Source organism: Kribbella sp. NPDC051137 (genome assembly GCF_040682535.1).
Taxonomy (GTDB): domain Bacteria; phylum Actinomycetota; class Actinomycetes; order Propionibacteriales; family Kribbellaceae; genus Kribbella; species Kribbella karoonensis.
The window spans coordinates 1,144,031-1,166,831 of sequence record NZ_JBFBBI010000003.1 but is presented as its reverse complement, the minus strand read 5'-3'; the positions used below and the strand labels follow the sequence as shown (position 1 = coordinate 1,166,831).

Annotated in this window: 23 protein-coding genes; 10 read left to right on the top strand and 13 right to left on the bottom strand. The window is 69.8% G+C overall.

The genetic code is table 11. From position 1 onward, the window contains the following. Positions 1–41: 41 nt before the first annotated feature. From AB0M51_RS20730 to AB0M51_RS20720, 3 genes are read right to left on the bottom strand one after another with little or no spacing between them, the layout of a single operon-like run. On the bottom strand, positions 42–965 hold the full coding sequence (locus tag AB0M51_RS20730; RefSeq protein WP_363749755.1) for a GNAT family N-acetyltransferase: 924 nt from the start codon (positions 963–965) through the stop codon (positions 42–44). A gap of 11 nt (positions 966–976) precedes the next feature. Continuing rightward, positions 977–1,714: an NADH-quinone oxidoreductase subunit C gene (locus tag AB0M51_RS20725; protein ID WP_344197840.1), complete on the bottom strand. Its 738-nt coding sequence runs from the start codon at positions 1,712–1,714 to the stop codon at positions 977–979. Further along, positions 1,711–2,268 (bottom strand): NADH-quinone oxidoreductase subunit B family protein, encoded by a 558-nt coding sequence (locus tag AB0M51_RS20720; RefSeq protein WP_344197838.1) that lies wholly within the window; start codon positions 2,266–2,268, stop codon positions 1,711–1,713. The genes AB0M51_RS20725 and AB0M51_RS20720 overlap by 4 nt, the downstream gene beginning before the upstream one ends. 88 nt (positions 2,269–2,356) lie before the next feature. Between AB0M51_RS20720 and AB0M51_RS20715 the strand changes: the two genes are divergently transcribed. The 6 genes from AB0M51_RS20715 to AB0M51_RS20690 all read left to right on the top strand — a co-directional run bounded on the left by AB0M51_RS20715 (position 2,357) and on the right by AB0M51_RS20690 (position 8,851). Then, positions 2,357–3,808: a cytosine permease gene (locus AB0M51_RS20715; RefSeq protein ID WP_344197836.1), complete on the top strand. Its 1,452-nt coding sequence runs from the start codon at positions 2,357–2,359 to the stop codon at positions 3,806–3,808. Between the two features lie 3 nt (positions 3,809–3,811). Then, on the top strand, positions 3,812–4,324 hold the full coding sequence (locus AB0M51_RS20710) for a cysteine hydrolase (protein WP_344197834.1): 513 nt from the start codon (positions 3,812–3,814) through the stop codon (positions 4,322–4,324). Then, positions 4,321–5,022 (top strand): GntR family transcriptional regulator, encoded by a 702-nt coding sequence (locus AB0M51_RS20705; protein ID WP_344197832.1) that lies wholly within the window; start codon positions 4,321–4,323, stop codon positions 5,020–5,022. The genes AB0M51_RS20710 and AB0M51_RS20705 overlap by 4 nt, the downstream gene beginning before the upstream one ends. Before the next feature lie 479 nt (positions 5,023–5,501). Then, complete coding sequence (locus AB0M51_RS20700; protein WP_344197830.1) at positions 5,502–5,639, top strand: hypothetical protein; 138 nt, start codon at positions 5,502–5,504, stop codon at positions 5,637–5,639. Positions 5,640–5,654: 15 nt separating this feature from the next. Beyond that, entirely contained in the window at positions 5,655–5,816 is a 162-nt protein-coding gene (locus AB0M51_RS20695; RefSeq protein WP_344197828.1) for a hypothetical protein, read from the top strand. Between the two features lie 113 nt (positions 5,817–5,929). Continuing rightward, positions 5,930–8,851 (top strand): AAA family ATPase, encoded by a 2,922-nt coding sequence (locus AB0M51_RS20690; protein ID WP_344197826.1) that lies wholly within the window; start codon positions 5,930–5,932, stop codon positions 8,849–8,851. 8 nt (positions 8,852–8,859) lie between these two features. On the opposite strand, the gene AB0M51_RS20685 is transcribed toward AB0M51_RS20690, so the two are convergent. The 4 genes from AB0M51_RS20685 to AB0M51_RS20670 all read right to left on the bottom strand — a co-directional run bounded on the left by AB0M51_RS20685 (position 8,860) and on the right by AB0M51_RS20670 (position 11,736). After that, the gene (locus tag AB0M51_RS20685) at positions 8,860–9,066 is read right to left on the bottom strand and encodes a hypothetical protein (RefSeq protein ID WP_344197825.1); all 207 of its coding nucleotides are present in this window, start codon (positions 9,064–9,066) and stop codon (positions 8,860–8,862) included. Positions 9,067–9,235: 169 nt separating this feature from the next. Then, on the bottom strand, positions 9,236–10,585 hold the full coding sequence (locus AB0M51_RS20680; protein WP_344197824.1) for a serine hydrolase domain-containing protein: 1,350 nt from the start codon (positions 10,583–10,585) through the stop codon (positions 9,236–9,238). Between the two features lie 16 nt (positions 10,586–10,601). Continuing rightward, on the bottom strand, positions 10,602–10,958 hold the full coding sequence (locus AB0M51_RS20675) for an NADH-quinone oxidoreductase subunit A (protein ID WP_344197822.1): 357 nt from the start codon (positions 10,956–10,958) through the stop codon (positions 10,602–10,604). Positions 10,959–10,968: 10 nt separating this feature from the next. After that, on the bottom strand, positions 10,969–11,736 hold the full coding sequence (locus AB0M51_RS20670; protein ID WP_344197820.1) for a hypothetical protein: 768 nt from the start codon (positions 11,734–11,736) through the stop codon (positions 10,969–10,971). 260 nt (positions 11,737–11,996) lie between these two features. Here AB0M51_RS20670 and AB0M51_RS20665 point away from each other — a divergent pair, with 260 nt between their 5' ends. The 4 genes from AB0M51_RS20665 (at position 11,997) to AB0M51_RS20650 (ending at position 18,291) form a co-directional block, all read left to right on the top strand. Continuing rightward, on the top strand, positions 11,997–13,964 hold the full coding sequence (locus AB0M51_RS20665) for a 2-oxoacid:acceptor oxidoreductase subunit alpha (RefSeq protein WP_344197818.1): 1,968 nt from the start codon (positions 11,997–11,999) through the stop codon (positions 13,962–13,964). Continuing rightward, positions 13,961–15,040, top strand: coding sequence for a 2-oxoacid:ferredoxin oxidoreductase subunit beta (locus AB0M51_RS20660; RefSeq protein WP_344197816.1), 1,080 nt, complete (start codon positions 13,961–13,963; stop codon positions 15,038–15,040). The genes AB0M51_RS20665 and AB0M51_RS20660 overlap by 4 nt, the downstream gene beginning before the upstream one ends. A gap of 98 nt (positions 15,041–15,138) precedes the next feature. After that, positions 15,139–17,964, top strand: a complete 2,826-nt coding sequence (locus tag AB0M51_RS20655; protein ID WP_344197814.1) for a hypothetical protein — start codon at positions 15,139–15,141, stop codon at positions 17,962–17,964. Positions 17,965–17,991: 27 nt separating this feature from the next. After that, entirely contained in the window at positions 17,992–18,291 is a 300-nt protein-coding gene (locus AB0M51_RS20650; protein WP_344197812.1) for a hypothetical protein, read from the top strand. Here AB0M51_RS20650 and AB0M51_RS20645 read toward each other — a convergent pair. From AB0M51_RS20645 to AB0M51_RS20620, 6 genes are read right to left on the bottom strand one after another with little or no spacing between them, the layout of a single operon-like run. Continuing rightward, positions 18,288–18,968 carry an HAD family hydrolase gene (locus AB0M51_RS20645; protein WP_344197810.1) on the bottom strand — a complete coding sequence of 227 codons (681 nt, stop codon included), beginning with the start codon at positions 18,966–18,968 and terminating at the stop codon, positions 18,288–18,290. The two genes, AB0M51_RS20650 and AB0M51_RS20645, sit on opposite strands and share 4 nt — an antisense overlap. Beyond that, positions 18,965–19,345, bottom strand: a complete 381-nt coding sequence (locus tag AB0M51_RS20640; RefSeq protein WP_344197808.1) for a PIN domain-containing protein — start codon at positions 19,343–19,345, stop codon at positions 18,965–18,967. The genes AB0M51_RS20645 and AB0M51_RS20640 overlap by 4 nt, the downstream gene beginning before the upstream one ends. Then, entirely contained in the window at positions 19,342–19,593 is a 252-nt protein-coding gene (locus AB0M51_RS20635; protein ID WP_344197806.1) for a type II toxin-antitoxin system prevent-host-death family antitoxin, read from the bottom strand. Before AB0M51_RS20635 ends, AB0M51_RS20640 begins: the two co-directional genes overlap by 4 nt. Before the next feature lie 28 nt (positions 19,594–19,621). Then, the gene (locus AB0M51_RS20630; protein WP_344197803.1) at positions 19,622–20,644 is read right to left on the bottom strand and encodes an alpha-hydroxy-acid oxidizing protein; all 1,023 of its coding nucleotides are present in this window, start codon (positions 20,642–20,644) and stop codon (positions 19,622–19,624) included. Then, positions 20,532–22,196, bottom strand: coding sequence for a nitrilase-related carbon-nitrogen hydrolase (locus tag AB0M51_RS20625; protein WP_344197801.1), 1,665 nt, complete (start codon positions 22,194–22,196; stop codon positions 20,532–20,534). The genes AB0M51_RS20630 and AB0M51_RS20625 overlap by 113 nt, the downstream gene beginning before the upstream one ends. Further along, positions 22,180–22,752 (bottom strand): TetR/AcrR family transcriptional regulator, encoded by a 573-nt coding sequence (locus AB0M51_RS20620; RefSeq protein ID WP_363749745.1) that lies wholly within the window; start codon positions 22,750–22,752, stop codon positions 22,180–22,182. Before AB0M51_RS20620 ends, AB0M51_RS20625 begins: the two co-directional genes overlap by 17 nt. Between the last annotated feature and the right edge of the window lie 49 nt (positions 22,753–22,801).

Below are 22,801 nucleotides of genomic sequence, written 5' to 3'. Positions count from 1 at the left end.
GTGGCGAATGGTTCGGCGGCCTGAGCAGTCGAGCGGCTGGGTCAGAGGGCGAGTTGAACCCAGCCGCCTACGTCTTGGCGGCCGGATTTGAGGGCGGCTGTGCGGGCGGCGTGGTTGGCGGAGTGGATGGTGCCGATCAGGATGCGGGTGGGGTCGGGGAGGGCCTGCGCCAGGAGGGTGCTCAGGTGCGGGCCGTAGCCGTGGCCGCGGTGCTCGGGGGCGAGGATCAGCTCGCGGACGACGTACGCGGGGAGGCCGAGCGCGTCGTCGGGCTTGATGATCGCGGCGGCGTACCCGGCCCACTCGTCGTTCACGGTGATGTCGTACAGGAGGCCGTCGTCGGCGGATTCCTGCAGGTCGTCGAGGTCCTGGAGGGTCGCCTCCTCCGCGTGGTGCGGGTGTTCGGCGTCGACGGCGGCGTACGCGCGGCGGGCGTCCTCGTAGTGGTCGACGGTCTTCGCCGGGCGGAGCGCCAGGCCGGGCGGTCCGTCGTACGGGCGCAGGTCGCCGATCGGTGCGCCGAGGAACCGGCGGTCGGGGGTGGTGCCGTCGATGCCGGCGTCGGCGGTCCAGAGGCGGACGTACAGCGGGTGGTGGATGCCGTAGTACTCGCGGGCCGCGGCGGCGATCGCGGGGAGGTCGGACGGCTCCGGGGAGCGGGTCATCGGGGTGGCGTCGACGAACGGCTTCGCCGGGTTCAGGTTCTCGAAGCGGATGCTGAACATCGCCCGCAGGTCGTTGCCTGCAGCAACCCAGCGGTTCAGCATCGACTCGGCCGGCTTGCCCGGCGCCAGCCGTTGCGCCCGCGCGGCGGCGACGTCGAGGTCCTCGGCCAGCAGGATGTCCAGCGCGGCATGCTCCTCGGCGAGGATCGCCAGCCGTCGCGCGTCGTCCACCCAGCCCCGCGTGACCGGATGCTGCCGCTCCAACGTCCAGCCGGCCAGCTCTTCAGCACTAGGAATCACAACGGCCCAGCCTACGACTCGCCTGCGTCCTCCCCCGCGGACGCGGGCGGTGCGGTGTCGGATGGTGTGGGGGTTTGGCGGCGGGTGCGGCGTTCGCCCGGGCTGCCTCCTCGGCGGGGGCGGGCGGGGGTGGAGGCGGCTTCGGCGGGGGCGAGGGGGTCGGGGTTCGCGGAGCCGGGTGGGCGGGGGCCCCAGGTTTCGGGGTCGGGGACGCCGGGTGGCAGGGTGCGGCGGCGGCTGGGGGCGCCGGCGGGGGCGTGGTCGGACTCGCCCGGCTCCTTGGCGCCGGGCCACGGCTTGGCGACCCGGGAGGCGAGCACGAACTCCTTGCGCAGCGGGTGTCCCTCGAACTCGTCCGGGAGCAGCAGTGTGGTCAGGTTCGGATGCCCGTCGAAGGCGATCCCGAACATCTCGTGCGTCTCCCGCTCGTGCCAGTTCGCCCCGGCGTACACCTCGGTCAGCGTCGGCAGTACGGCGTTGTCGCGCGGCACCAGCGTCCGCACCAGCACATGGTCGACGTGCGCCCCGCCCCAGAAGTCCGCGAGGTGCGACACCACCCGGAACCCGTCCTTGAGCTCGTCCGACGCGCTCAGGAAATCGAAGAACGTGAACCCGACCGCGTCCCGCAGTACCTCATGGGCCGCGACCCACGCCGATGCCGGTACGTCGATCGCGACCGGCCCGAAGCTGCTCGCGGACGTCGCGGCGATCCCGGCGCCGGTCAGCGCCTCGACAGCGTCGGAGGTCAAGGCTGCACCAGGCCCCGGGTCAGGGCGGCCGCCGACGGCTCCTCGTACCGGCTCGCGACGGTCTCGCCCGCGATCTTCTCCTGCAACTTGAGGATGCCCTGCAACAGCGCCTCCGGCCGCGGCGGGCAGCCGGGCACGTACACGTCCACCGGGATGATCTGGTCGACGCCCTTGGTCACGCAGTACGAGTCCCAGTACGGGCCGCCGGAGTTCGAGCAGGAGCCGAAGCTGATCACGTACTTCGGCTCCGGCATCTGGTCGTACAGCCGCTTGATCGCGGGCGCCATCTTGTCGGTGACCGTGCCGGACACCACCATCAGGTCGGCCTGCCGCGGGCCGGGCGCGAACGGGATCACGCCGAGCCGGATGAAGTCGTGCCGGCCCATCGAGGCCGCGATGAACTCGATCGCGCAGCAGGCGAGGCCGAAGTTGAACACCCAGAGCGAGTACTTCCGGCCCCAGTTCAGCAGGTACCGGACCGGCTCCGGTGCGAGCTTCGTCAGCGCGCCCACGGCCGGCCGCACGGTCGGCATCCCCAGTTCGGTCTCGGCCATGAGATCAGCCTATAACTCGTTGACCGCTCCGGAGCCGCGTCCTACCGTCGTTTTGAACAGGACTGAACAGGTCCCTAAAGGAGCCGACATGACCGATCAGGTCGAGGTGCAGCAGACCCGCGCGCTCTCCGTCGAGAGCAACGGGCTGAACGTGATCGCGGACGCGGACCGGAAGGGCCGCCCGAGCCAGCTGTTCTGGCCGTGGTTCGGGGCCAACGTGTCCGTGCTGGGACTGAGCTACGGCGCGTTCGCGCTCGGTTTCGGGATCTCGCTCTGGCAGGCGGTGGTCGCCGGGTTGATCGGCGTGGTGTTCTCGTTCCTGCTCTGCGGGCTGATCGCGCTGGCCGGAAAACGTGGTTCGGCGCCGACGATGGTGCTCAGCCGGGCCGCGTTCGGGGTCCGGGGAAACAAGTTTCCGGCGCTGGTTTCCTGGTTGCTGACGGTCGGCTGGGAGACGGTGCTGACGATCCTCGCGACGCTCGCGACCGCGACCGTGTTCGACCGGCTCGGCTGGGGCGGCGGCGCGCTGACCAAGGTGATCGCGCTGGTCGTGGTCGGGCTGCTGACGGTGGCGTGCGGCGTACTCGGGTTCGACCTGATCATGCGGGCGCAGACGGTGATCACGGTGGTCACCGGCGTACTGACCGTCGTCTACATGGTCCTGGTCGCCGACCAGATCCATTGGAAAACGGTTTCGGACATTCCGAACGGTTCCGCCCAGGCGGTGATCGGCGCGCTCGTGTTCCTGATGACCGGCTTCGGGCTGGGCTGGGTGAACGCGGCGGCGGACTACTCGCGGTACCTCCCGCGCCGGGCGTCGAGCCGCGGCGTGGTCGGCTGGACGACGTTCGGCGGCTCGGTCGCTCCCGTCGTACTGCTGGCGTTCGGGCTGCTACTCGCCGGGTCGTCGAAGGATCTGAGCACCGCGATCAGCGCGGACCCGATCGGTGCGCTGGCGGCGACGTTGCCGACCTGGTTCCTGGTGCCGTTCGTGATCGTCGCGGTGCTCGGGCTGGTCGGCGGGGCGGTGCTCGACATCTACTCGTCCGGGCTCGCGCTGCTGTCTCTCGGGCTGCCTGTGAAACGGTACGTCGCCGCGTTCGTCGACGGCGTGGTGATGATCGCCGGCACGATCTACGTGGTGTTCTACGGCGGGAAGTTCCTCGGGCAGTTCCAGGGATTCCTGATCACGCTCGGCGTGCCGATCGCGGCCTGGTGCGGGATCATGCTGGCCGACATCGCGTCGCGCCGCCGCGACTACGCGGAGGACGACCTGTACCGGCCGAGCGGGCGGTACGGCGACATCCGGTGGCTGCCGGTGGTCACGATGATCGTTGCCACCGGCATCGGCTGGGGACTGGTCACGAACACGTACGCGTCCTGGCTGACCTGGCAGGGGTACCTGCTCGGGGCGTTCGGGCTCGGCGGCAAGGACGGCGCGTGGGCGTTCGCGAACCTCGGCGTCCTGGCCGCGCTGGTGATCGGGTTCGTCGCGCAGTGGTTCGGCGGCCGGTCCGCCGTACGGCGTCAGGAGGCGTGACACGTGCTGGCGCTGATCGATCTGCAGCGGATCTTCGCGGATCCTTCGTCGGGGTGGGCGACGCCGGACTTCCGCCGGGTGGTGGAACCGGCGCGGGAGCTGATCAAGCTGTTCTCGCCCGACGTGGTGTTCACGCGGTTCGTCGCGCCGGAAAAACCTGACGGGGCGTGGGTGGGGTATTACGAAGCGTTCCCCTTCGCGTTGCAGCCGGCCGATGCGGCGGACTACCAGTTGGTGGACGAGTTCGAAGGCGCCCCGACGCTGGACAAGACGACGTTCGGCGCCTGGGGCCCCGAGCTGGCGGCGCGGGTCGACGGGCGGCTGGTGCTGGCCGGGGTGGCGACCGACTGCTGCGTGATCAGTACGGCGCTGGCCGCGGTCGACGCCGGCGTACAGGTGCAGGTGGTGGAGGAGGCGTGCGCCGGGTCCACCGCGGAGAACCATGCGAAGGCGATCGACCTGATGCGGTTGTACGCGCCGATGCTGGAGATCGTGAGCGTGGAGCAGTTGCGATGATCCGGCTCAAGCACGAACGGGTGGCGCGGGTGCTGGCGCGGGAGATCAAGTCCGGCGTCGTACAGCCGGGAACGCAACTGCCGGGCGAGGTCGAGCTGGCGCGGCGCTTCGCCGTCAGCCGCAACACGGTCCGCGCGGCACTCGCCGTACTCGCCGAGGACGAGCTGATCGCCACACGGACCGGGAAGGGTTCGTACGTGCTGTTCGACGGGCGGCCGTTGGACGGGCGGCTCGGATGGACGCATGCGCTGTCCGAGCAGGGCGTCGAGACGCGGATGCGGACGGTACGGATCGAGCTCGAGGAGGACCCGGAGCTCGCCGCGCGGCTCGAGCTCGCGTCGGCGTCGTTCGTGGTGATCGAACGCGTCCGGCAACTCACCGACGGTACGGCGATCTCGCTCGAACGCAGCCACGTCCCGGCGGTGGACGCCCTGCGGGACCTGCCCGAACGCGGACTCGACAACGGCTCGATCAGCGTCACGCTGAACCGCGCGGGGCTGTACCTCGACCACTGCGAACAACGCCTCCGCGGCCGTCCCCTCACTCCCGTCGAAGCAGGCCACCTCGACCGCCCCGAAGGCACCTGGTTCCTGCACACCACCCGCACCAGCTGGACCGCCACCGACCAGGTCGCCGAGTACGCCGACGAACTCCTCGACCCGACCCACTACGAGCTCAACCTCACCTACAACAGCTGACATGCCCTAAGGGTGTAGTTGCCCGAGGCATAGGGAGTTGTGCTGATGTGAGGAGTCTCCTCAGAGACGGACTGTTTTCTCAGCAGCGAGAGCAGCCGGAGGAGACCATGTTTGTTTACTCGACCGCCGCGGTTCAGGCGGAGATGAAGTATCGCCAAGAGCGGATCCGTCGCGACTTCCAGCGTCCCTCGTGGTTCCGTAAGCGTGTACCGCAGCCGCCCCAGCCCTGCGCGCCCGAACTCCGGGCCCGGCCCGCGATGTGACCGCACGTTCACCGCCCAAGACCCCCTTCCCCCGGCGCGGCCGGCTCCCCGAGAGCCGGCCGCGCCACCGTCTTTTCAGGGGTCCTAGGACTGCCTGAGCGCACCTAGGGGTCTGCCTACGGCGGGGATAGGGAGGAGTTCCGATGTGCGGGCCCACCTCAGACGAGCAGATTAAGGGTGTCGGCAGGGAGCCGGCGCAGAACAACGGAGGAACACATGTTCACCAACGCAAGCGTCAAGGCAGAGGTCGACTACCGCAGGGAGCGCCTCAGCCGCGACTTCCGGCAGCACCGCGGCCACTCGGGCAACCGCGGCCGCCGGACCATCAGCCACCTGTTCGGCCGGAAAGCCTGAAGGGAGGGACACACCATGATCACAGTTCCACTGACCCCCGATTCGATGCGAGCGGAGGCGGCGTACCGCCTGGAGCGCGCCAAGCGTGACTACCGGGCCGCGAACCGCCGGGAGCGCACGGTGAAGGCCACCGAGCCGAAGCCGCGGCACGCCCTTCGTCCCCGTCCCGTCGCATGACCGCCGAGACCGCCGTCCCTGATCGAGAAATCGTGATCAGGGACGGCGTTTCTGCGACTGGGAGACACCACGGAACGGGATGCCGTCGATTTGTGTCGGCGCCAGGGGCGAAGATGGACGACGTGCCCTGGAACTCGACACCTCTCGTCGGCCGCTCGTCCGAGATGGCCGCCCTGCTCAGCGCCGTGGACGACGCGAAGACGCGCCGCGCCGGTGCCGTGCTGCTGTCCGGTGACGCCGGCGTCGGCAAGACCCGGATGCTGGACGAGGTCGCGACCGGGGCCCACGAGCGCGGTTTCGGCGTACTGGTCGGGCACTGCACCGACTTCGGCGACGCCGGCCTGCCGTACCAGCCGTTCTCGGAGATCTTCGGCCGGCTGGCCGGTGACCGGCCAGACCTGGTCGAGGGCGTACTGACGAACTTCCCGGCGATCGGCCGGTTGCTGCCCGCGCACCGGCTGCTCGGCGCCCAGCCCGCGCCGCAGCAGGAGGGCCAGCTGGACCGGGCGGCGCTGTTCGACGCGGTGCTCGGCGCGTTCACCGCGTTGTCCACCAGCGAGCCGCTGCTGGTGATCATCGAGGACGCGCACTGGGCCGACGACTCGACCCGGGACCTGATCGGTTTCCTGATCACCCGGCTGACCTCGCAGCGTCTCGCCCTGGTGGTCTCGTACCGCAGCGACGACCTGCACCGCCGGCATCCGCTCCGCCGCCCGATCGCCGAGTGGTCGCGGAATCCGCGGGTGCGCCGGGTCAACCTGCTGCCCCTCGACGCCGACGAGGCCCGGACGCTGCTGCACTCGCTGCTGACCGATCCGCTGCCCGCCGAGGAGGAGCGCCGGATCCTGGAGCGGGCCGGCGGCAACGCGTTCTTCACCGAGGAGCTGGCGGCGGCGGCCTCGATGGGCGACAACGACGGCGTGCCGCCGGATCTCGCCGATCTGCTGCTGGTGCGGCTCGACCCGCTGTCCGACAACGCCCGCCAGGTGGCCCGGGTGATCGCGGTCGCCGGGCGCCGCGTCCCGCACACGCTGCTCACCGCGGTGGCGAACCTCCCGGACCGCGAGCTCGACGAGGCGCTGCGGGAGCTGATCGACGCCCACATCATCGACGTACCGACCAGTGATCGGTACTACTTCCGGCACGCGCTGCTGGCCGAGGCCGTGTACGACGACCTGCTGCCGGGCGAGCGCGTCCGCGAGCACGCGGCGTACGTGCAGGCCCTGGAGAACCAGACCGTCGCGGGCACGGCCGCCGAGCTGGCCGGGCACGCGACCCGGTCGCACGATCTGGCGACGGCGTTCGAGGCCCGGGTCCGGGCCGGGCAGGAGGCGCTGTCGGTCGCGGCGCCGCAGGAGGCGCTGAAGCACTACGAGATGGCGCTCGAGCTGTTCCCGAACGCGGCGCCGACGACCACGGTCGACAAGACCTGGCTGATCGTCGACACCGCGACCGCGGCCACGTTGTCCTCGCAGCACCTGCGCGCCCTCAAGCTGCTCCGGAAGGCGCTGGCCGAGCTGCCGGCCGACGCGCCGAAGCGGCAGCGCGCCGAGCTGCTGCTGCCGCTGGCCGACATCGCGCTGATCATCGACAACGACCAGGAGTCCAACGAGGCTGTCTCGCAGGCGCAGAAGCTGGTCAGCGACGAGCCGGCGAGTGTCTTCAAGGCCCAGGTCGCCTCGCTGTACGCGCGGGTCTCGGACGCGCTGGGCCGCCCGATGGAGGCCGAGCGCTGGGCACACAAGGCGCTGGAGATCGCCCGCGAGGCCGGCCAGGAGTCCGCGGCCAGCGACGCCGGCATCACGCTCGCCCAGCTGCGCCGCCGGGCCGGCGACCCGGAGACGGCGGCCAAGCAGCTCGAGGAGGCCGCCGTACGGGCGCAGCTGACCGGCGACCCGGCCGCGGAGGTGCGGAGCCGGTTCCTGCTCGGGTCGACGCGGTATGAGCAGGGCGATCTGCTGAACGCGAAGGCGGCGCTGTCGTTCGCGACCAAGCGCGCCGGTGAGCTCGGGCGGCAGTGGGCGGCGTACGGGTTCGACGCGCGGCGGATGCTGGCGCTGACCCAGTTCATGCTCGGCGAGTGGGACGACGCGTCGGCGACCGCGCGGACCGACTCGATGACGCCGGCTGCGGCGGGGGCCGCGCTGCGGGCGGTCGAGTTCTCGGTCCGCGGCGGGCGCGGCGACACCACGGTCGCGGAGGAGTTCGAGCTGTCCCGCAAGTGGTGGGACCTGGACATCATGCTGCCGATCATCGGGTTGCAGCCGGCCGTGGACGCGTACCGCGCGCTCGACAAGCCGGCCGCGGCCGAGAAGCTGGTCGCGGACGTGACCACGCTGTGCGCGGACGTGTTCCAGACCGAGTGGTTCCTCGGCCGGATCCGGTTCGCGACGCTCGGGTTGCAGTTGCTGTGTCACCGGGCCGTCGGTGAGCCGTCGGCCGCCGCGGAGCTGGTCGCGCGCGGGGCGGAGCTGGTGTCCGCGGGCCAGGCGACCGCGGAGAAGGGGCTGCCGCCGGGGCGGTTGATGGGGGTCGAGGGGCTGGCGTGGCTGGCCCGGCTGGAGTCGGAGTGGGATCGGCTGCGCTGGCTGGCCGGGGTCGACGCGCCGACGCCGGAGGACCACGTCGCCGCGTGGCAGCGGACGACGGACGCGTTCGGGTACGGGTACGTGTTCGAGCAGGCGTGGTCGCGGGTCCGGTTGTCGGCGGCGCTGCGGGCCGCGGGGCGGGTTGCGGAGGCCAACGAGCAGGCCGCGCTGGCCGCGGACGTCGGGCGGGAGCTGAGCGCGCGGCCGCTGCTGGAGGAGGCGGGTGGCGGTGATCCGCACGGCGCGAGTGCGCTGACCTCACGGGAGACCGAAGTACTGCGGCTGCTCGCCGAGGGCCGGACGAACCGGCAGCTGGCGCGAGAGCTGTACATCAGCGAGAAGACGGTCAGCGTGCACGTCTCGAACATCCTCGCCAAGCTCGGCGTCCGCTCCCGCACCGAAGCCGCCGCGGTCGCACGACGGGACGGTCTGCTCGAAGACGCCTGAGACGCACCCTAGCCGTGGCGGCGGTGGCCCTGCTCGTGGGTGACGTGGCGGGCGCGGGCGCGGGCCAGCTCGTCGGCCTGGGTCTCCTCGACCCGGGGACGTTCGGGCTCAGTGATGTCGTCGAAGACCTGGCGGGCGTGCCGCATCCGGGCTGCGGCCAGCAACACGACCCCGGCTGCAGCTAGCGCGATCACTACCCACAGTTGCCACGACATAGCCTCACCACCACGTATTCGCCCCGTTCCCCCGAGTAATCACCATAGCTCGCAACCCTGCGCTTGGCGACCGGGTGTACGCATTCCGTTGAACAGAACGCTTGAAACTGACGCTTGTTGCCCGACGCAATCACAAGCGGTGATCAGGCAACAGAAAGTGGAATGACTCTCAGTTACTCCGCGGCGTCAGCCGCCCGCCCCGGAACAGATACGCCGCGCGACCGTCCGCCGGGCTCCGGAACGCCAGCACCTCGTGCACCCCGCGCTCCGGCTCGGCGGCGATCAGCCGGGTCTCGTCGAGCCCGACCAGCCGGATCCGCCGCGACTCCGGCATCAGCGCCCGCGCCTCCTCGCTGACCGGCTCGTCGAGCACCCAGAACTCCCCGTCCTCGACACTCACCGTCGACTGCTGGAGTACGCCGGTGTAGCGACCGGTGACCAGCTCCGCCGGGACCCGCACCGGCTCCTCGGGCGGCACCGGACGGGCCGCCAACTCGATCCCCGTCGTCTCGCGGAGCACGTGCCCGACGAGTTCGTCGTACAGCGCGCCCGTGTCGCCGCCGTTGGTGAGCAGCACCACCGCGACGCCCTGCTCCGGGGCGAGCCGGAAGAACGCCGACTGGCCGACCGTGCCGCCGTCGTGGCCGTACAGCCGGCCGCCGTCGAGGTCGAAGATCATCCAGCCCAGGCCCCAGTGGTCCGCGAACCCGCCGATCGACGGTACGTCGACCTGTGGCTCCCACAACCGGTCGACGGTCTCCCGGTCGAGCAGCGTCGCGTCCAGGTACGCACGCCCGAACGTCAGCAGGTCGCCCGCGCTCATCGCCAGCAGCGACCCGGCCGGCGCCATCGCGTGCACCAGGCTCCACATCGGCGCCGCCTGCAGCGGGTCCCCCGGCTTCGGTGCGATGTGCCCGAGCGCGGCGCGGTACAGCAGGGCCTCGTCCGGGATCGTCGCGACGTGCTCCAGCTCGAGCGGTACGGCGATCTGCTCGCGGATCAGCTGGTGGTACGGCTTGCCCCGCAGCACCTCGGCGATCCGGCCGAGCACCACGAAACCCGAGTTGTTGTACGAGAACCCGGCGCCGGGCGGGACCTCCTGCGGCAGCCCGGGCAGTACGTCGTCGACGAACAGCTCGACCGCGTCGTCGCCGCGGGACGTCGGCGTGAACGCGTCGCCCGAGAACCCGCTGGAGTGCGTGAGCAGCTGCCGCGGGGTGATCGCCGCGGCGGCCGCCTCGTCGGCGAGCCGGAAGCCGGGCAGGTACTCGCGGACCGGCCGGTCCAGGTCCAGCTTGCCGTCGGCAACCAGCTGCATGACCAGCGTGGTCGTCCAGAGTTTGGTGATCGACCCGATCTGGAAGACCGAGTCGGTGGTGGCCTCGACGCCGGTGTTCCGGTTCAGGATGCCCGCGGCCGCCGTACTCACCACGCCGCCGGCCAGCACCGCGACCGACGCCGCCGGGACGCCGTGCTTGGTGATCAGGTCCGTGAGGTTCTCGTCCAGCCAGCTCTGCACGTTCGTCGCTCCTCGGTCAGGTCCAGCGCAGTACGCCCTTACGGTAGGCGTACAGCAGGCCGACCGCGACGAAAGCCAGGAAGACGAACATCTCGATCAGGGTGGCGAAGCCGAGTGTGCTGAAGATGGTGGCCCAGGGGAACAGGTAGATCGCGTCGACGGCGAAGATCACGTAGAGGTACGCGAACAGGTAGTACCGGATGTGGACCTGGGCCCATCCCTCGCCGACCGGGTCGACGCCGGACTCGTACGTCTTCAGCTTGCCCTCGGTCGGATACGTGACCGTCAGCGCCTTGTTCAGTGCGAACGCCCCGACCAGCCCGACCAGGCCGAGCGCGACCACCGCGGCGACGACCCCATAGCTGTCCGACACGGGCAGCAGTCTAGTTCGTGCAGAGCAGTGAGGAGTCGATCGAGACGTACGGGCCGTAGCCGGAGCGGATGTCGGCGACCTGGAGGCGGAGGCGGGTGATGCCGGCGATGTCGTAGTTCAGCCAGCGCTCGGTCTCCTGCTGCATGCGGACCGAGGTGACCGCCGTGGTCCCGTTGTGCAGCGAAACCCGGACCAGTCCGTCGGTCAGGTTGCCGAGCCAGGTGCGCGAGTACCGGCAGCCGGTCGAGTCGACTTCGCCCCAGACGTACCCGCCCTGGTCCGCCAGCAGGTCTGCCTCGGACCGCCGCGGCCCCTCCTTCGGCGGTACGACGTTGAACTGCGGCTGCCCGGCCCCGCCGACCGCGACCACGCCCTTCTTGAACAGCCCCCGCCACACGTAGTGTTTGAAGGAGATCATCGGCGACAGCGCCGCGGCGTACGGCGCCTGCGCCCCGACCGCGATCCGGTAGGTCCGGATCGACCCGGGCTGGACCGTGGTGATCGTCACGCTGCTGCCGGTCGAGTAGCCGTGCGCGATCTCCTGCCAGCGCTTCTGGGACGGGATCCACTGGTGCAGCGGGATCCGGGTCCCGTTCGCGGGCGCCGGGGTCAGCGTGCCGACGACGGTGATCACGCCCTTGGTCGCGTCCGTCGTACGAATGCTGGTGATCTTCACGGCGCGCACCGGCGACGGGACCGCGGACGCGCCCGGGACCACGCAGCCGAGCAGCAGCACCATCAGCAGTCCAGCTAGCAGTCCGGCCGGCAGTCGGCGCATCACACAGCTCCCTGAAGTCGCAAGCAGTTGCCGCCACCCTGCCGGTTCTCACTCCGGATCGCAACCGAACGTTCGCGGAGGGTGAGACACCCCCTTACCGGACCGGAGGGGCTTCTCACACCGCGTCCCAGGCTGTGGACCACCGGGGCTTCCGCATGGTTCCGTTCTAAGGGCGAACTAATATTGGGGTTATCGCCCTGACTGGGGGGATCGACGTGTCGCCCACGACGCGGCAGGCCGACCCAAGCTTCGACTTGGAGATGAACAGAACAGTGACCATCGAGGTCAAGCAGCTCGACCGCGTGGTGATCCGGTTCGCCGGCGACTCCGGTGACGGGATGCAGCTCACGGGGGACCGGTTCACAGCGGAAACGGCGTCGTTCGGCAATGACCTGTCGACGTTGCCCAACTTCCCGGCGGAGATCCGCGCACCAGCCGGAACCCTGCCCGGGGTCAGCTCCTTCCAGTTGCATTTCGCCGATCACGACATCCTGACGCCGGGCGACGCGCCCGACGTCCTGATCGCGATGAACCCGGCCGCCCTGAAGGCCAACTTGAAGGACGTGCCGCGGGGCGCGACGCTGATCGTCGACACCGCCGACTTCACCGCGCGCAACCTGAAGCGGATCGGGTACGACGAGAACCCGCTGGAGACCGGTGAGCTCGACGGCTGGCACGTCGTACCGCTGAACCTGACCGGGATGACGGTGGAGTCGGTCAAGGAGTTCGGGCTGACCCGCAAGGACGCGTCCCGGGCGAAGAACATGTACGCGCTCGGCCTGGTGTCCTGGCTGTTCCAGCGGCCGGTCGAGTCGACGATCACGTTCCTGGAGACGAAGTTCGCGAAGGCGCCGGACATCCGGGACGCGAACATCGCGGCCTTCCGCGCAGGCTACAACTTCGGGGAGACCGCCGAGGAGTTCTCGGTCCGGTACGAGGTGAAGCCGGCCCGGATGGCGACCGGGACCTACCGGAACATCTCCGGCAACCTGGCGCTGGCGTACGGCCTGGTGGCCGGTGCGCAGCGAGCCGGTCTGCCGCTGGTGCTCGGCGCGTACCCGATCACCCCGGCCTCCGACGTGCTGCACGAGCTGTCCAAGCTCAAGCGGTTCAACGTCACCACGATCCAGGCCGAGGACGAGATCGCCGGCGTCGGCGCCGCCCTGGGCGCGTCGTTCGGCGGGGCGCTCGGCGTGACCACGTCGTCCGGCCCGGGTATCAGCCTGAAGTCCGAGACGATCGGCCTCGGCGTGATGCTCGAGCTGCCGCTGGTGATCTGCGACATCCAGCGCGCCGGCCCGTCCACCGGGATGCCGACCAAGACCGAGCAGGCCGACCTGCTGCAGGTGATGTTCGGGCGGAACGGCGAGGCGCCGCTACCGGTGCTCGCCGCCCAGTCCCCCGCGGACTGCTTCGCGATCGCGATCGAGGCGGCCCGGATCGCGATCACCTACCGGACGCCGGTGATCGTGCTGTCCGACGGCTACCTGGCGAACGGGTCCGAGCCGTGGCAGATCCCGGTCGTCGAGGACCTGCCGACGATCGACCCGGACTTCACGACCGCGCCGAACACGCCCGACGGCAAGTACCTTCCCTACCTGCGCGACCCGGAGACCCTGGCCCGTGCCTGGGCGGTCCCGGGGACCGCGGGCCTGGACCACCGGATCGGCGGTCTGGAGAAGGAGGACAAGACCGGGAACATCTCCTACGACCCGGCCAACCACGACCTGATGATCCGCACCCGGCAGGCGAAGGTGGACGCGGTCGCGCGCTCGATCCCGCCGGTCGAGGTGGACGACCCGGACGGTACGGCGAAGGTCCTGGTGCTCGGGTGGGGTTCGACGTACGGCCCGATCGGCGCCGGTGTCCGCCGGGTCCGCACGGTCGGCGGCAAGGTCGCGCACGCGCACCTGCGGCACCTGAACCCGTTCCCCTCGAACCTCGGCGACGTGCTGAAGTCGTACGAGAAGGTCCTCGTCCCGGAGATGAACCTCGGCCAGCTGGCGATGCTGCTGCGCTCGAAGTACCTGGTGGACGTGGTCTCGTACGCGCAGGTCCGCGGGATGCCGCTGGGCGCCGCGGAGCTGGCCGAGGTGATCGGCAACCTGGTCGAGGAGACCGAGGGCATCGACGACGACGCGCGGCACCTCGGCACCGCGGCCGCCGCCCTGAAGCACGGTGAAGCACTGGCCGACCAGAACGGCCATCTCAAGGAGGGTGCACGATGAGCGCCGTAGAGCTCGGCATGCCGAGCCTGCCCGACGGCCTGCGGAACGTTCCGCCCGCGACCGAGCCGCAGAACCGCAAGGAATACGTGTCGGACCAGGAGGTCCGCTGGTGCCCCGGCTGCGGCGACTACGCCGTGCTCGCGGCCTTCCAGGGCTTCCTGCCCGAGCTCGGGATCAAGCGCGAGAACGTCGCGATCGTCTCCGGGATCGGGTGCTCGTCCCGGTTCCCGTACTACCTGTCGACGTACGGCATGCACTCGATCCACGGCCGCGCGCCGGCGATCGCGACCGGTCTGGCGACCGCGCGTCCCGATCTGAGCGTCTGGGTGGTGACCGGTGACGGGGACGCGCTGTCGATCGGCGGCAACCACCTGATCCACACGCTGCGGCGGAACGTGAACCTCAAGATCCTGCTGTTCAACAACCGGATCTACGGGCTCACCAAGGGTCAGTACTCGCCGACCTCGGAGCCCGGCAAGGTGACGAAGTCGACGCCGATGGGGTCGGTGGACAACCCGTTCAACCCGGTCTCGCTGGCGCTCGGCGCGGAGGCGACGTTCGTCGCGCGGACCGTCGACTCGGACCGCAAGCACCTCACGTCGGTGCTGCGGGCCGCGGCCGAGCACCGCGGTACGGCGTTCGTGGAGATCTACCAGAACTGCCCGATCTTCAACGACAACGCGTTCGAGGCGTTCAAGGACCCGGAGACCCGGGACGACGCGATCATCCCGCTCGTCCACGGCGAACCGATCCGCTTCGGCACGGACGGGCGGCTCGGCGTGGTCCGCGACGGGTTCGCGTCCCTCGCGGTCCGTGAGATCGCTTCGCTGCCGAACGGCGAGGCCGATCTGGTGGTGCACGACGCGCATGTCGACGACCCGGCGTACGCGTTCGCACTGTCGCGGCTCACCGACGGCGGCGTGCTGCACCGGGCCCCGGTCGGCGTCTTCCGCGACGTCGACCGCCCGGCGTACGACGACCTGGTCCGCCAGCAGATCGTCACCGCCCAGGAAGCCCAGGGCTCCGGCGATCTGCAGGCCTTGGTGACCGGCGCGGACACCTGGACAGTGGCCTGACTCACGCTCTGTTACTTCCGGCGGCAAACCCCTATCGTGAGAACTCCTGAGGGGGAATCACGGTAGGGGGGCGGTATGGAGCCGTCTGACGTCCGTCCATGAGCGGCGCCGCGAACCAGGCGGACGATGTCGCGCGGGTCTCCGCGGCCATGGAGGCCCAGGACTGGCAGCGGTCCGGGCACCTGTCGCTGCGCCGGCTCGGACTGCACGCGCTGCCGGACCATGTGCCGTCCCTCGGGTTCCTCACCAGCCTCGACCTGAGCGGCAACCAGCTGGCCGAGCTGCCGCCCGCCTGGCTGTATGACGCGACGCGCCTGCAACGCCTGATCCTCGCGGGGAACCGGCTGACCGCGCTGCCCGCCAACATCGGGCAGGCAGCCGCATTGCGCCTGCTCGATGTCTCCGGCAACCGCCTCCGGGCGATCCCGCCCGAGATCGCGAACTGCCAGGAGTTGCAGCGGATCGATGTCTCCGGCAACCTCCTGAGCGACCTCACGCCGCTCGCCGAAGTACCTGGCTTGCTGATCCTGGACGCGGCCGACAACAAGCTGTCCGAACTCGCCACCGCTCCCGGTCCGCCGACGCTCACCGCACTCGACCTGAGTGGCAACGAGCTGTTGACGCTACCCGAAGCCTTTTCGCAGTTGCGCGCGCTGCGCCGGCTGGATCTGTCGGGCAACCACCTCACGTCGGACGCGCTCGCCGTACTCGCGGAGTTGCCGCTCGAGGAGCTGTACCTCGACGACAACCAACTGGACACGTTGGAAGGCCTGCCGGACGTCGTCCGCCTGTCAGCACAAGGGAATCCGGCGCAGCCATTGCGGCTCGAGGATGCGAGAGACACCTGGCGGGACCATGCCGATCTGGCCCCGGCCGAGCCGATCGAATGGCCGGTTGACCTGTCCCGCGTGGGGCTGACCTTGTCGATCCCGGACGTGGATGCCACGCAGCGGGTGGTCGACCTGTTCTACAAGCGGTTCTACGACGTGCCGGCGATGGTTGCCTTCGACGACGGAACGACGTTGGACCTCAGCGCGATCAGCCGCCGGACAGCCCTCGAGTCCATCCCTGACCATCAGCTGTCCGGCACCTCCGCGGAGGTCAGCCTGACGCCGGCCGACAGTGGCGACGCGCGCAGTGCTGCCTTCATCGCGCAGTCCTTGTCCAGGCTCACGTTCGGCGCTCTGCTCCGGCCGGGCGGCCTCTCGTGGTCGTTCGTCCAGACGGAGCCGACGCCCGCACCCCGGGTGCTCAACGTGGCGCTGACCGACTCGGAGCGGCAGTTGCTGAGTACGACGACCCCGCTGCGGCCGGACGGCGGGTACCAGATCCGCATCGACGTCGGCCCGCTCGTCGAGGACTCGGTCATCATCAATCCCGTCCCGCTCCAGCTGGACGAACCCGACGACGCCGAGGGATACCGGTTCGACGTCGTGGTCAGCAGTAGTGACGTCACGGTCGACCCCGGGCCGTACCGGCTCACTCTTCCGCTGACCGGCGCGAGCACGTACCTGTACGTCCCGTTCCGGACCGTGGAAACGCTCGGTCCGGCGGCCCTTCGGGTCACGCTGTACCACCGGAACAACGCCGTACAGTCGGCACGGATCGACTTCGACGTGGAGCGCCGCGGGCGCCGTACCGGACACATCAAGGGCATGGTCGACTACTCACTGACCGACGACGTCGCCCGATCGATCGAGTTGCCGGAGCGGCGGTTGAACGTCCTCACCAACGACGGACCGAGCGGCACGCACAAGATCGTCGTCAACAACGGCGACCGGGCGATCGCCGTCACGGTCTCCGACCAGCAGGCGACGACCGTCCTGACCGCGATCCGCAAGCGCCTTACCGAGATCACGTTAGGCGCCAAGGGCAACAAGTCCCAGTACGACGACCAGAATCGCAAGCCCGCGGCCGGGTTCATCACCGACCTACGGCGCATGGCGCTGAGCGGAGCGCAGTTGTGGCAGGCCGTCGTACCGGATGTGGCGGACCGGGCGTACCTGCGGGAGCACCTGGCCGAGCGAGCGAAGATCCAGATCACGCGGGCGACGTACACGGTGTTCCCGTGGGCGTTGATCTACGACATCCCGCGGGATCCGGAGGAGGACGGCGAGCTCTGTCCGCTGCTGGAGGACTGGGACACCCGGTCGGCAGAACTGCGGGACTATCCGGCGCGGTGCCCGGCGGAGGAGTCGCACGGGCTGAACGTCATTTGTCCGTACGGGTTCTGGGGCTTCCGGCACCTGATCGAGCAGCCGCCCTCCGTGCGGACCGGCATCCTGCGGACGAGCATCAAGGTGGTCGAGCCGGCGCAGGCCGTGGCGGCGCGCAGCCTGGCGCTGAACGCGGCCTTGACGACGACGCACTTCACCGACCTCGCAGCGTGCTTCGCCGGGCAGTTCCGGCTGGTGCCGTGCGATGACAAAGCCGCCCTCGAGACCGCGTTGGCGGATCCACAGTTGCCGTTGGCGTACTTCTACTGCCACGGCCGGACGGAGATGCAGGCCGACGTCGTCACGCCGTACCTGGAGATCGGGCAGGACACGCGGATCGCGCCCGGCTCGCTCGGGGCGTGGCACGAGGCCGGCGGTTGGGGTTCGGCGCACTGGAGTGAGACGGCGCCGCTGGTGTTCATCAACGGCTGCGAGACCGCGGCACTGCAGCCTTCGGACGTGGTGAGTTTCGTGGACGCGTTCGCGGGTCTGCACGCCGCGGGCGTGATCGGCACCGAGATCTCGGTCTCCCAGCGCGTCGCGGGCGAGGTCGCGCTGAACTTCTACCGGCACTTCGTCGGGTCCGCCGGAGCGAGCGTCGGTACGGCGCTCTACCGGACCCGCATCGACCTGCTCCGGAAGGGCAACATCGCCGGGCTCGTCTACACCCCGTTCTGTTCGATGGATCTGACGCTCGAGCGGTCCTAGCTCGGAGTCCCTAGGAAGGGAATCGCCATGACGATCGCGGCACTGGGCGCCCTCTGTTTCGGAGTGGTCGTCGGCTGGATCACCTACCGCACGCTGGTACGCCGTACGGACCGGGCAGCGCTCTCGGACATCTCGTCGGTGATCGCGGCCGTCGGTGGGGCGGCCGTGCTCGGGTTGTTCAAGGACAAGGCGATGTTCGGCTGGTACTCGGTCGGTCTCGCGGCCGGGTTCATCGCCTACTTCATCCTGTTCTGGATCATCAACGGCAAGGAAGGCATCGGCGACGTCATGGGCGGCACCAAGCCCACCCCGGGGCGCGACTTCTAGTTCTTCGGCGAGTGGTGGGGCGGCGGATCGTCGGAGAGCAGGTCCAGCAGCGTGCCACCGGTGGCGCGGTCCAGGTGCCGGGCGCTCAACCCGGCGGCCTGCGGTGCCAGCACGTCCAGCTCCAGGTTGTCGCCGATCATCAGCGCATCTGACGGCTCCACACCAAGCGCTTCACAAACATGTTGGTACGCCAACGGATCGGGCTTGCTGACGCCGAGCGATTCGGAAGCACACACCACATCCACCAGCTCCGCGAGACCGATTGCCTTGAGTTTCGCGTTCTGTTGCACGGTGTTCCCGTTGGTCAGCACCCCGATCCGCCATCCGTTGCCCCGAGCAACCTCCAACGTGGGCCGCGCGTCCGGGAACGCGACCCAGTTGCCGCGGTACTGCTGCAGGTATCCCTCGAACACCACGTCCAGTTCGGCATCCGTCGCCGGCACCTCGCGCCCGAGAACCGGCAGAAATGCCCGCAACCGCGCCCGCCGCTGGCCTTGGTGCGTGAGCTCGCGCCGAAGGTACGCGTCGTACACCCGGTCCTCGATCTCGAACCACTCGGCGACCAACTCGTCCGTCGGCACCACCCCGAGCTCCGCGATCCACGCCCGAAGCGCCCGCCCGGCGGACCCGGTGTGGTCGAACAACGTGTTGTCGAGATCGAAAACAACAGCCTTCACAGACCGACAACTCCCACCAGGTCCTCGAGACCGGCGAAGTCCTTCGGGTTGCGGGTGTACAGGACAGCATCGTGGGCGGCCGCGGTGGCGGCGATGACCAGGTCGAACGCCCGGGCCTTTGGTCGCCGCCCGCCGGCTGCGACCGCCGCCGCGACGGTCCCGTACATTCGAGCGACGGCGTCCGTCACTGGCAGTGCGTCAAACGCACGCTCGATTCCGGCAAGGCGGCGCAACCTCGCCGCCCGAAGTTCAGCCGACTGGGCCACCAGCACGCCGAAATGCAGCTCGGCCAAGCTGATGGTGCTGATCGCGAGGTCCCCGTCGATCGGGTCGTCCAAGCCCTCGATGAGGACGCTGGTGTCGAGCAGCGCTCTCACCGGTTCGGCTCCGACGGGTCTGCCAGGTTGTGGTCGACGAGTTCGCGATCGGTTGCCCAGTCCTCGTCGGTTCGGCGACGCAGTACATCGGCGACCTGCTCGTACCGCCGCCAGTGGTCACGCTCCGGCGGCCCGAGCACGGCAGCGGGCCGGCCCGACACGGTGATCAGCAGGCGCTCACCAGACTCGGCCCGGCGCACCAGGTCACTCGCGTGCTGCCGTAACTCCCGCAGGCCCAACGCATCCACGCTCAAACGGTAGCACCTGTGCTACCTCCTAGCTCCGCACCACCGAGTCGCGGTTCAGTTCGCGGTGGTTGGCGTAGCCGGAGAGGGCCAGGGTGAGGTCGAGTTCGGCGAGGAAGCAGCGGAGGACGTGCTCGACCCCGGCCTGTCCCGCTAGCGCCAGGCCGTACAGCAGCGGCCGGCCGAGCAGGACGGCTTTCGCGCCGAGCGCGAGCGCCTTCGCCGCGTCGGCGCCCGTGCGAACGCCGGAGTCGAACAGGATCGTGACCTGCTCGCCGACGGCGTCGGAGATCGCCGGCAGCGCATCGAGCGCGGCGACGGCGCCGTCGACCTGGCGGCCGCCGTGGTTCGAGACCACGATCCCGTCGACGCCGTGCTCGGCCGCGACCTTGGCGTCCTCGACGTGGGTGATGCCCTTCAGCACGATCGGCCCGTCCCAGTTGTCGCGCAGGAACGACAGGTCGTCCCACGCGAGCCCGACGTTCGGGAACATCTGCGCCCAGTGCATCACCGCCGCCCCCGGGTCCTCGGCGACCGGCTTCACCAGCTTCGCCTGGAACGCGGGGTCGCTGAAGTAGTTCGCCAGCCCCTCCCCCTTCAGGAACGGCAGGAACCCGCGGTCCAGATCGGCCGGCCGCCAGCCGATCGTCCCGGTGTCGAGCGTCACCACGAGTACGGCGTACCCGGCCGCCTTCGCGCGCCGCAGGAAGCTCAGGCAGACGTCGCGGTCGGTCGGGTAGTACAGCTGGAACCACTTGTTCGCCGCCTCGATCTGCTCGATCGCGTGGCTGGCCTGGGTCGAGTGCGTGTACGTGAGGCCGAGGGCGTCCGCCGCGCGGGAGGTCGCGAGTTCGCCGTCCGGGTGCGCCAGGGTCTGGACGCCGATCGGCGCGACCAGCACCGGGGCGGGCATCGACGTACCGAGGACCGTGCAGGACAGGTCACGGTCCGTGCTGCCGCGGAGCATCCGTGGTGCCAGGCGCCAGCGGTCGAACGCCGCCTGGTTCGCGCGGGCGGTCGCTCCGCTGCCCGCGCTCGGCACGATGTACCCCATCGCTTCGACCGGCAGCTTCCCGGCCGCCTGCGACTCCAGCCGGGCCAGATCCGTGGTGATCTCCGGCGTCGTCCCTTGCAGCATCCCCTGCAGGTAGATCTGCAACTGGTAGTCCCCGAAGTTGGCCATGCCGGATGCTCCCACGCCCACCACGCCGACTCAACAGCACCACTCCGGCCAGCACGACCAGCCCACACAGCCAGGCGAACCAGTCTCCCCAGGCGGTGTAGACGGTACGGTCGATACCCGGGCGGAGCTCGCCGATCAGCGTCGCGGGGGCGTCGGCCGGGGCCGTCGTCTCGGCGACGACGCGGCCGTACGCGTCGGTCAGGGTGAGGCGGCCCTTGCTGCCGTCGCGGGCGATCGGGACGCCGTTCTCGATACCGCGCAGGATCGCCATCCGGCTGTGCAGCCACCCGTCGTCGACGAAGTCGAGCGCGGGGACCAGCAGCAGACCCGTGCCGAGCTTGCCGTACTGGCGGGCGAGCGCCGGGAAGTCCATGTCCTTGCAGATCATCAGCCCCCAGCCGTCGTACGTCGCCAGGTGGTCACCCCGCGGGTACGACTCGAGGCCGGGGATCAGGTGGTGCTTGTCGTACGACGTCGGCGTACTGCCGTCGGGGTGGAAGATCAGCGCGCGGTTGTGGTCGCCGCCGAGACCGACGACCAGCTGAATCTTGTTGCTAGTGGCAAGCTCTTGGAAGAGGGGCGGCAGCTGACCGTCGTGAACGTCGATCATCTTCTCCGGGAGCAGGACGATCTGCGCGCCCTGCTTTGCGGCGTCGACGATCAGTGGGCGGTAGCGGTCAAGGATCACCGGACCTCCCGCATCCGGCCAGCCCGCATCGTCAGCACCCTCGGCGGACAGTACGGCGATCTTCAGCTGCGGAGCGGTGGTGTGGCCGAGTCGCGCGACACCGTACAAGCAGGTGCCTGCGGCAACTACCACCAGGACGCCGACCAGGATCCATCGGCGGGCTGCGATCACCGCGGCCGGAAGCAGCAGCAGGAAGCTCAAGCCCCACGGGCCTGTCAGCGAGACGATCTGGTTGATCGGGGCAACATCCGCCTGCGTGTACGCGAGACTCGTGAACGCTCCGTGCGGGGAGAAGTTCGCGATCAGATAGTCGAGGGCTGCCCACAAAGCGGGCGCCGCCAACGCCGCCATCACCGGATGCCCGCGCACCACCAGCGCCCTGAAGAACAGCACGGTCAGCGCGAACACCGCCGCCAACGCCGCCAAGAACCCGAGCGCGACAGCCGGAAGCTCGAGGTCCGTCAGCAGGTACCGCACCAGGTTGCTCAACCCCAGGAACCACCCCGCAAACGCAGCCATCCCTGCCGCCCGCGCCCGCAGCAACGGTGCCACGAAGAACACCGGCACCGCCGCGGACCAAGTCAGCGCAGGAAGCGTGTGCAACCCCGACCCCAAGAACAGCAGCACCCCGGTGGCAACCGCGGCTGACACTCCCGCGACCCACGCCCACACCCCTACCAACCGCGCCCGCCCCGCCGCCTGCACCCGGGCGGGACCCTCATTTCCGGAGTTCATCGATCATCCTTTCGCCCAGGCGGAGGCAGAGTGTTCGGAAGGCGTCGTCCGGCATGCCGATGCGGTCGCCGTGGTGGAGCTGGATCAACCCGTGCAGGAGCGCCGCGAACATCAGGCTCGTCTCCCAGACGTCCTCGTCGCGGAACAGGTCCTGCTCGACGCCGGCGCCGACCGCGTCGGCGACCAGGTTGAACGTCGGCGACCGCCGCGCCCGGAAGTCCTCGGGGAACTGCCGCGCCTGGTCACGCCGTTCGGTGAACATGTAGTCGTACAGCCGCGGCTGCTCCAGCGCGAAGTCGACGTGGTCGATCAGCATCTCCCGCAGCCGCTCGTCCGCCGCGACCGGCCGGTCCGCCGACTCCCAGCGCCGCACCAGTTCGGCGAACGCCGCGTCCGCGACCGCGTTCAGCAACGTCTCCCGGTCGGGAAAGTACTGGTAGATCGCCATCGGCGTGATCCCGACCGCGGCGGCCACCTTCCGCATCGTCACCCCGGCCGCACCGTGCTCGGTCAGCAGGTACGTCGCCGCCGCGGTGATCCGCTCCTTCGTCCTCATGAAAACAATTAGAACGCATTCCCTATACGCCGTATAGGCATTTCAACCC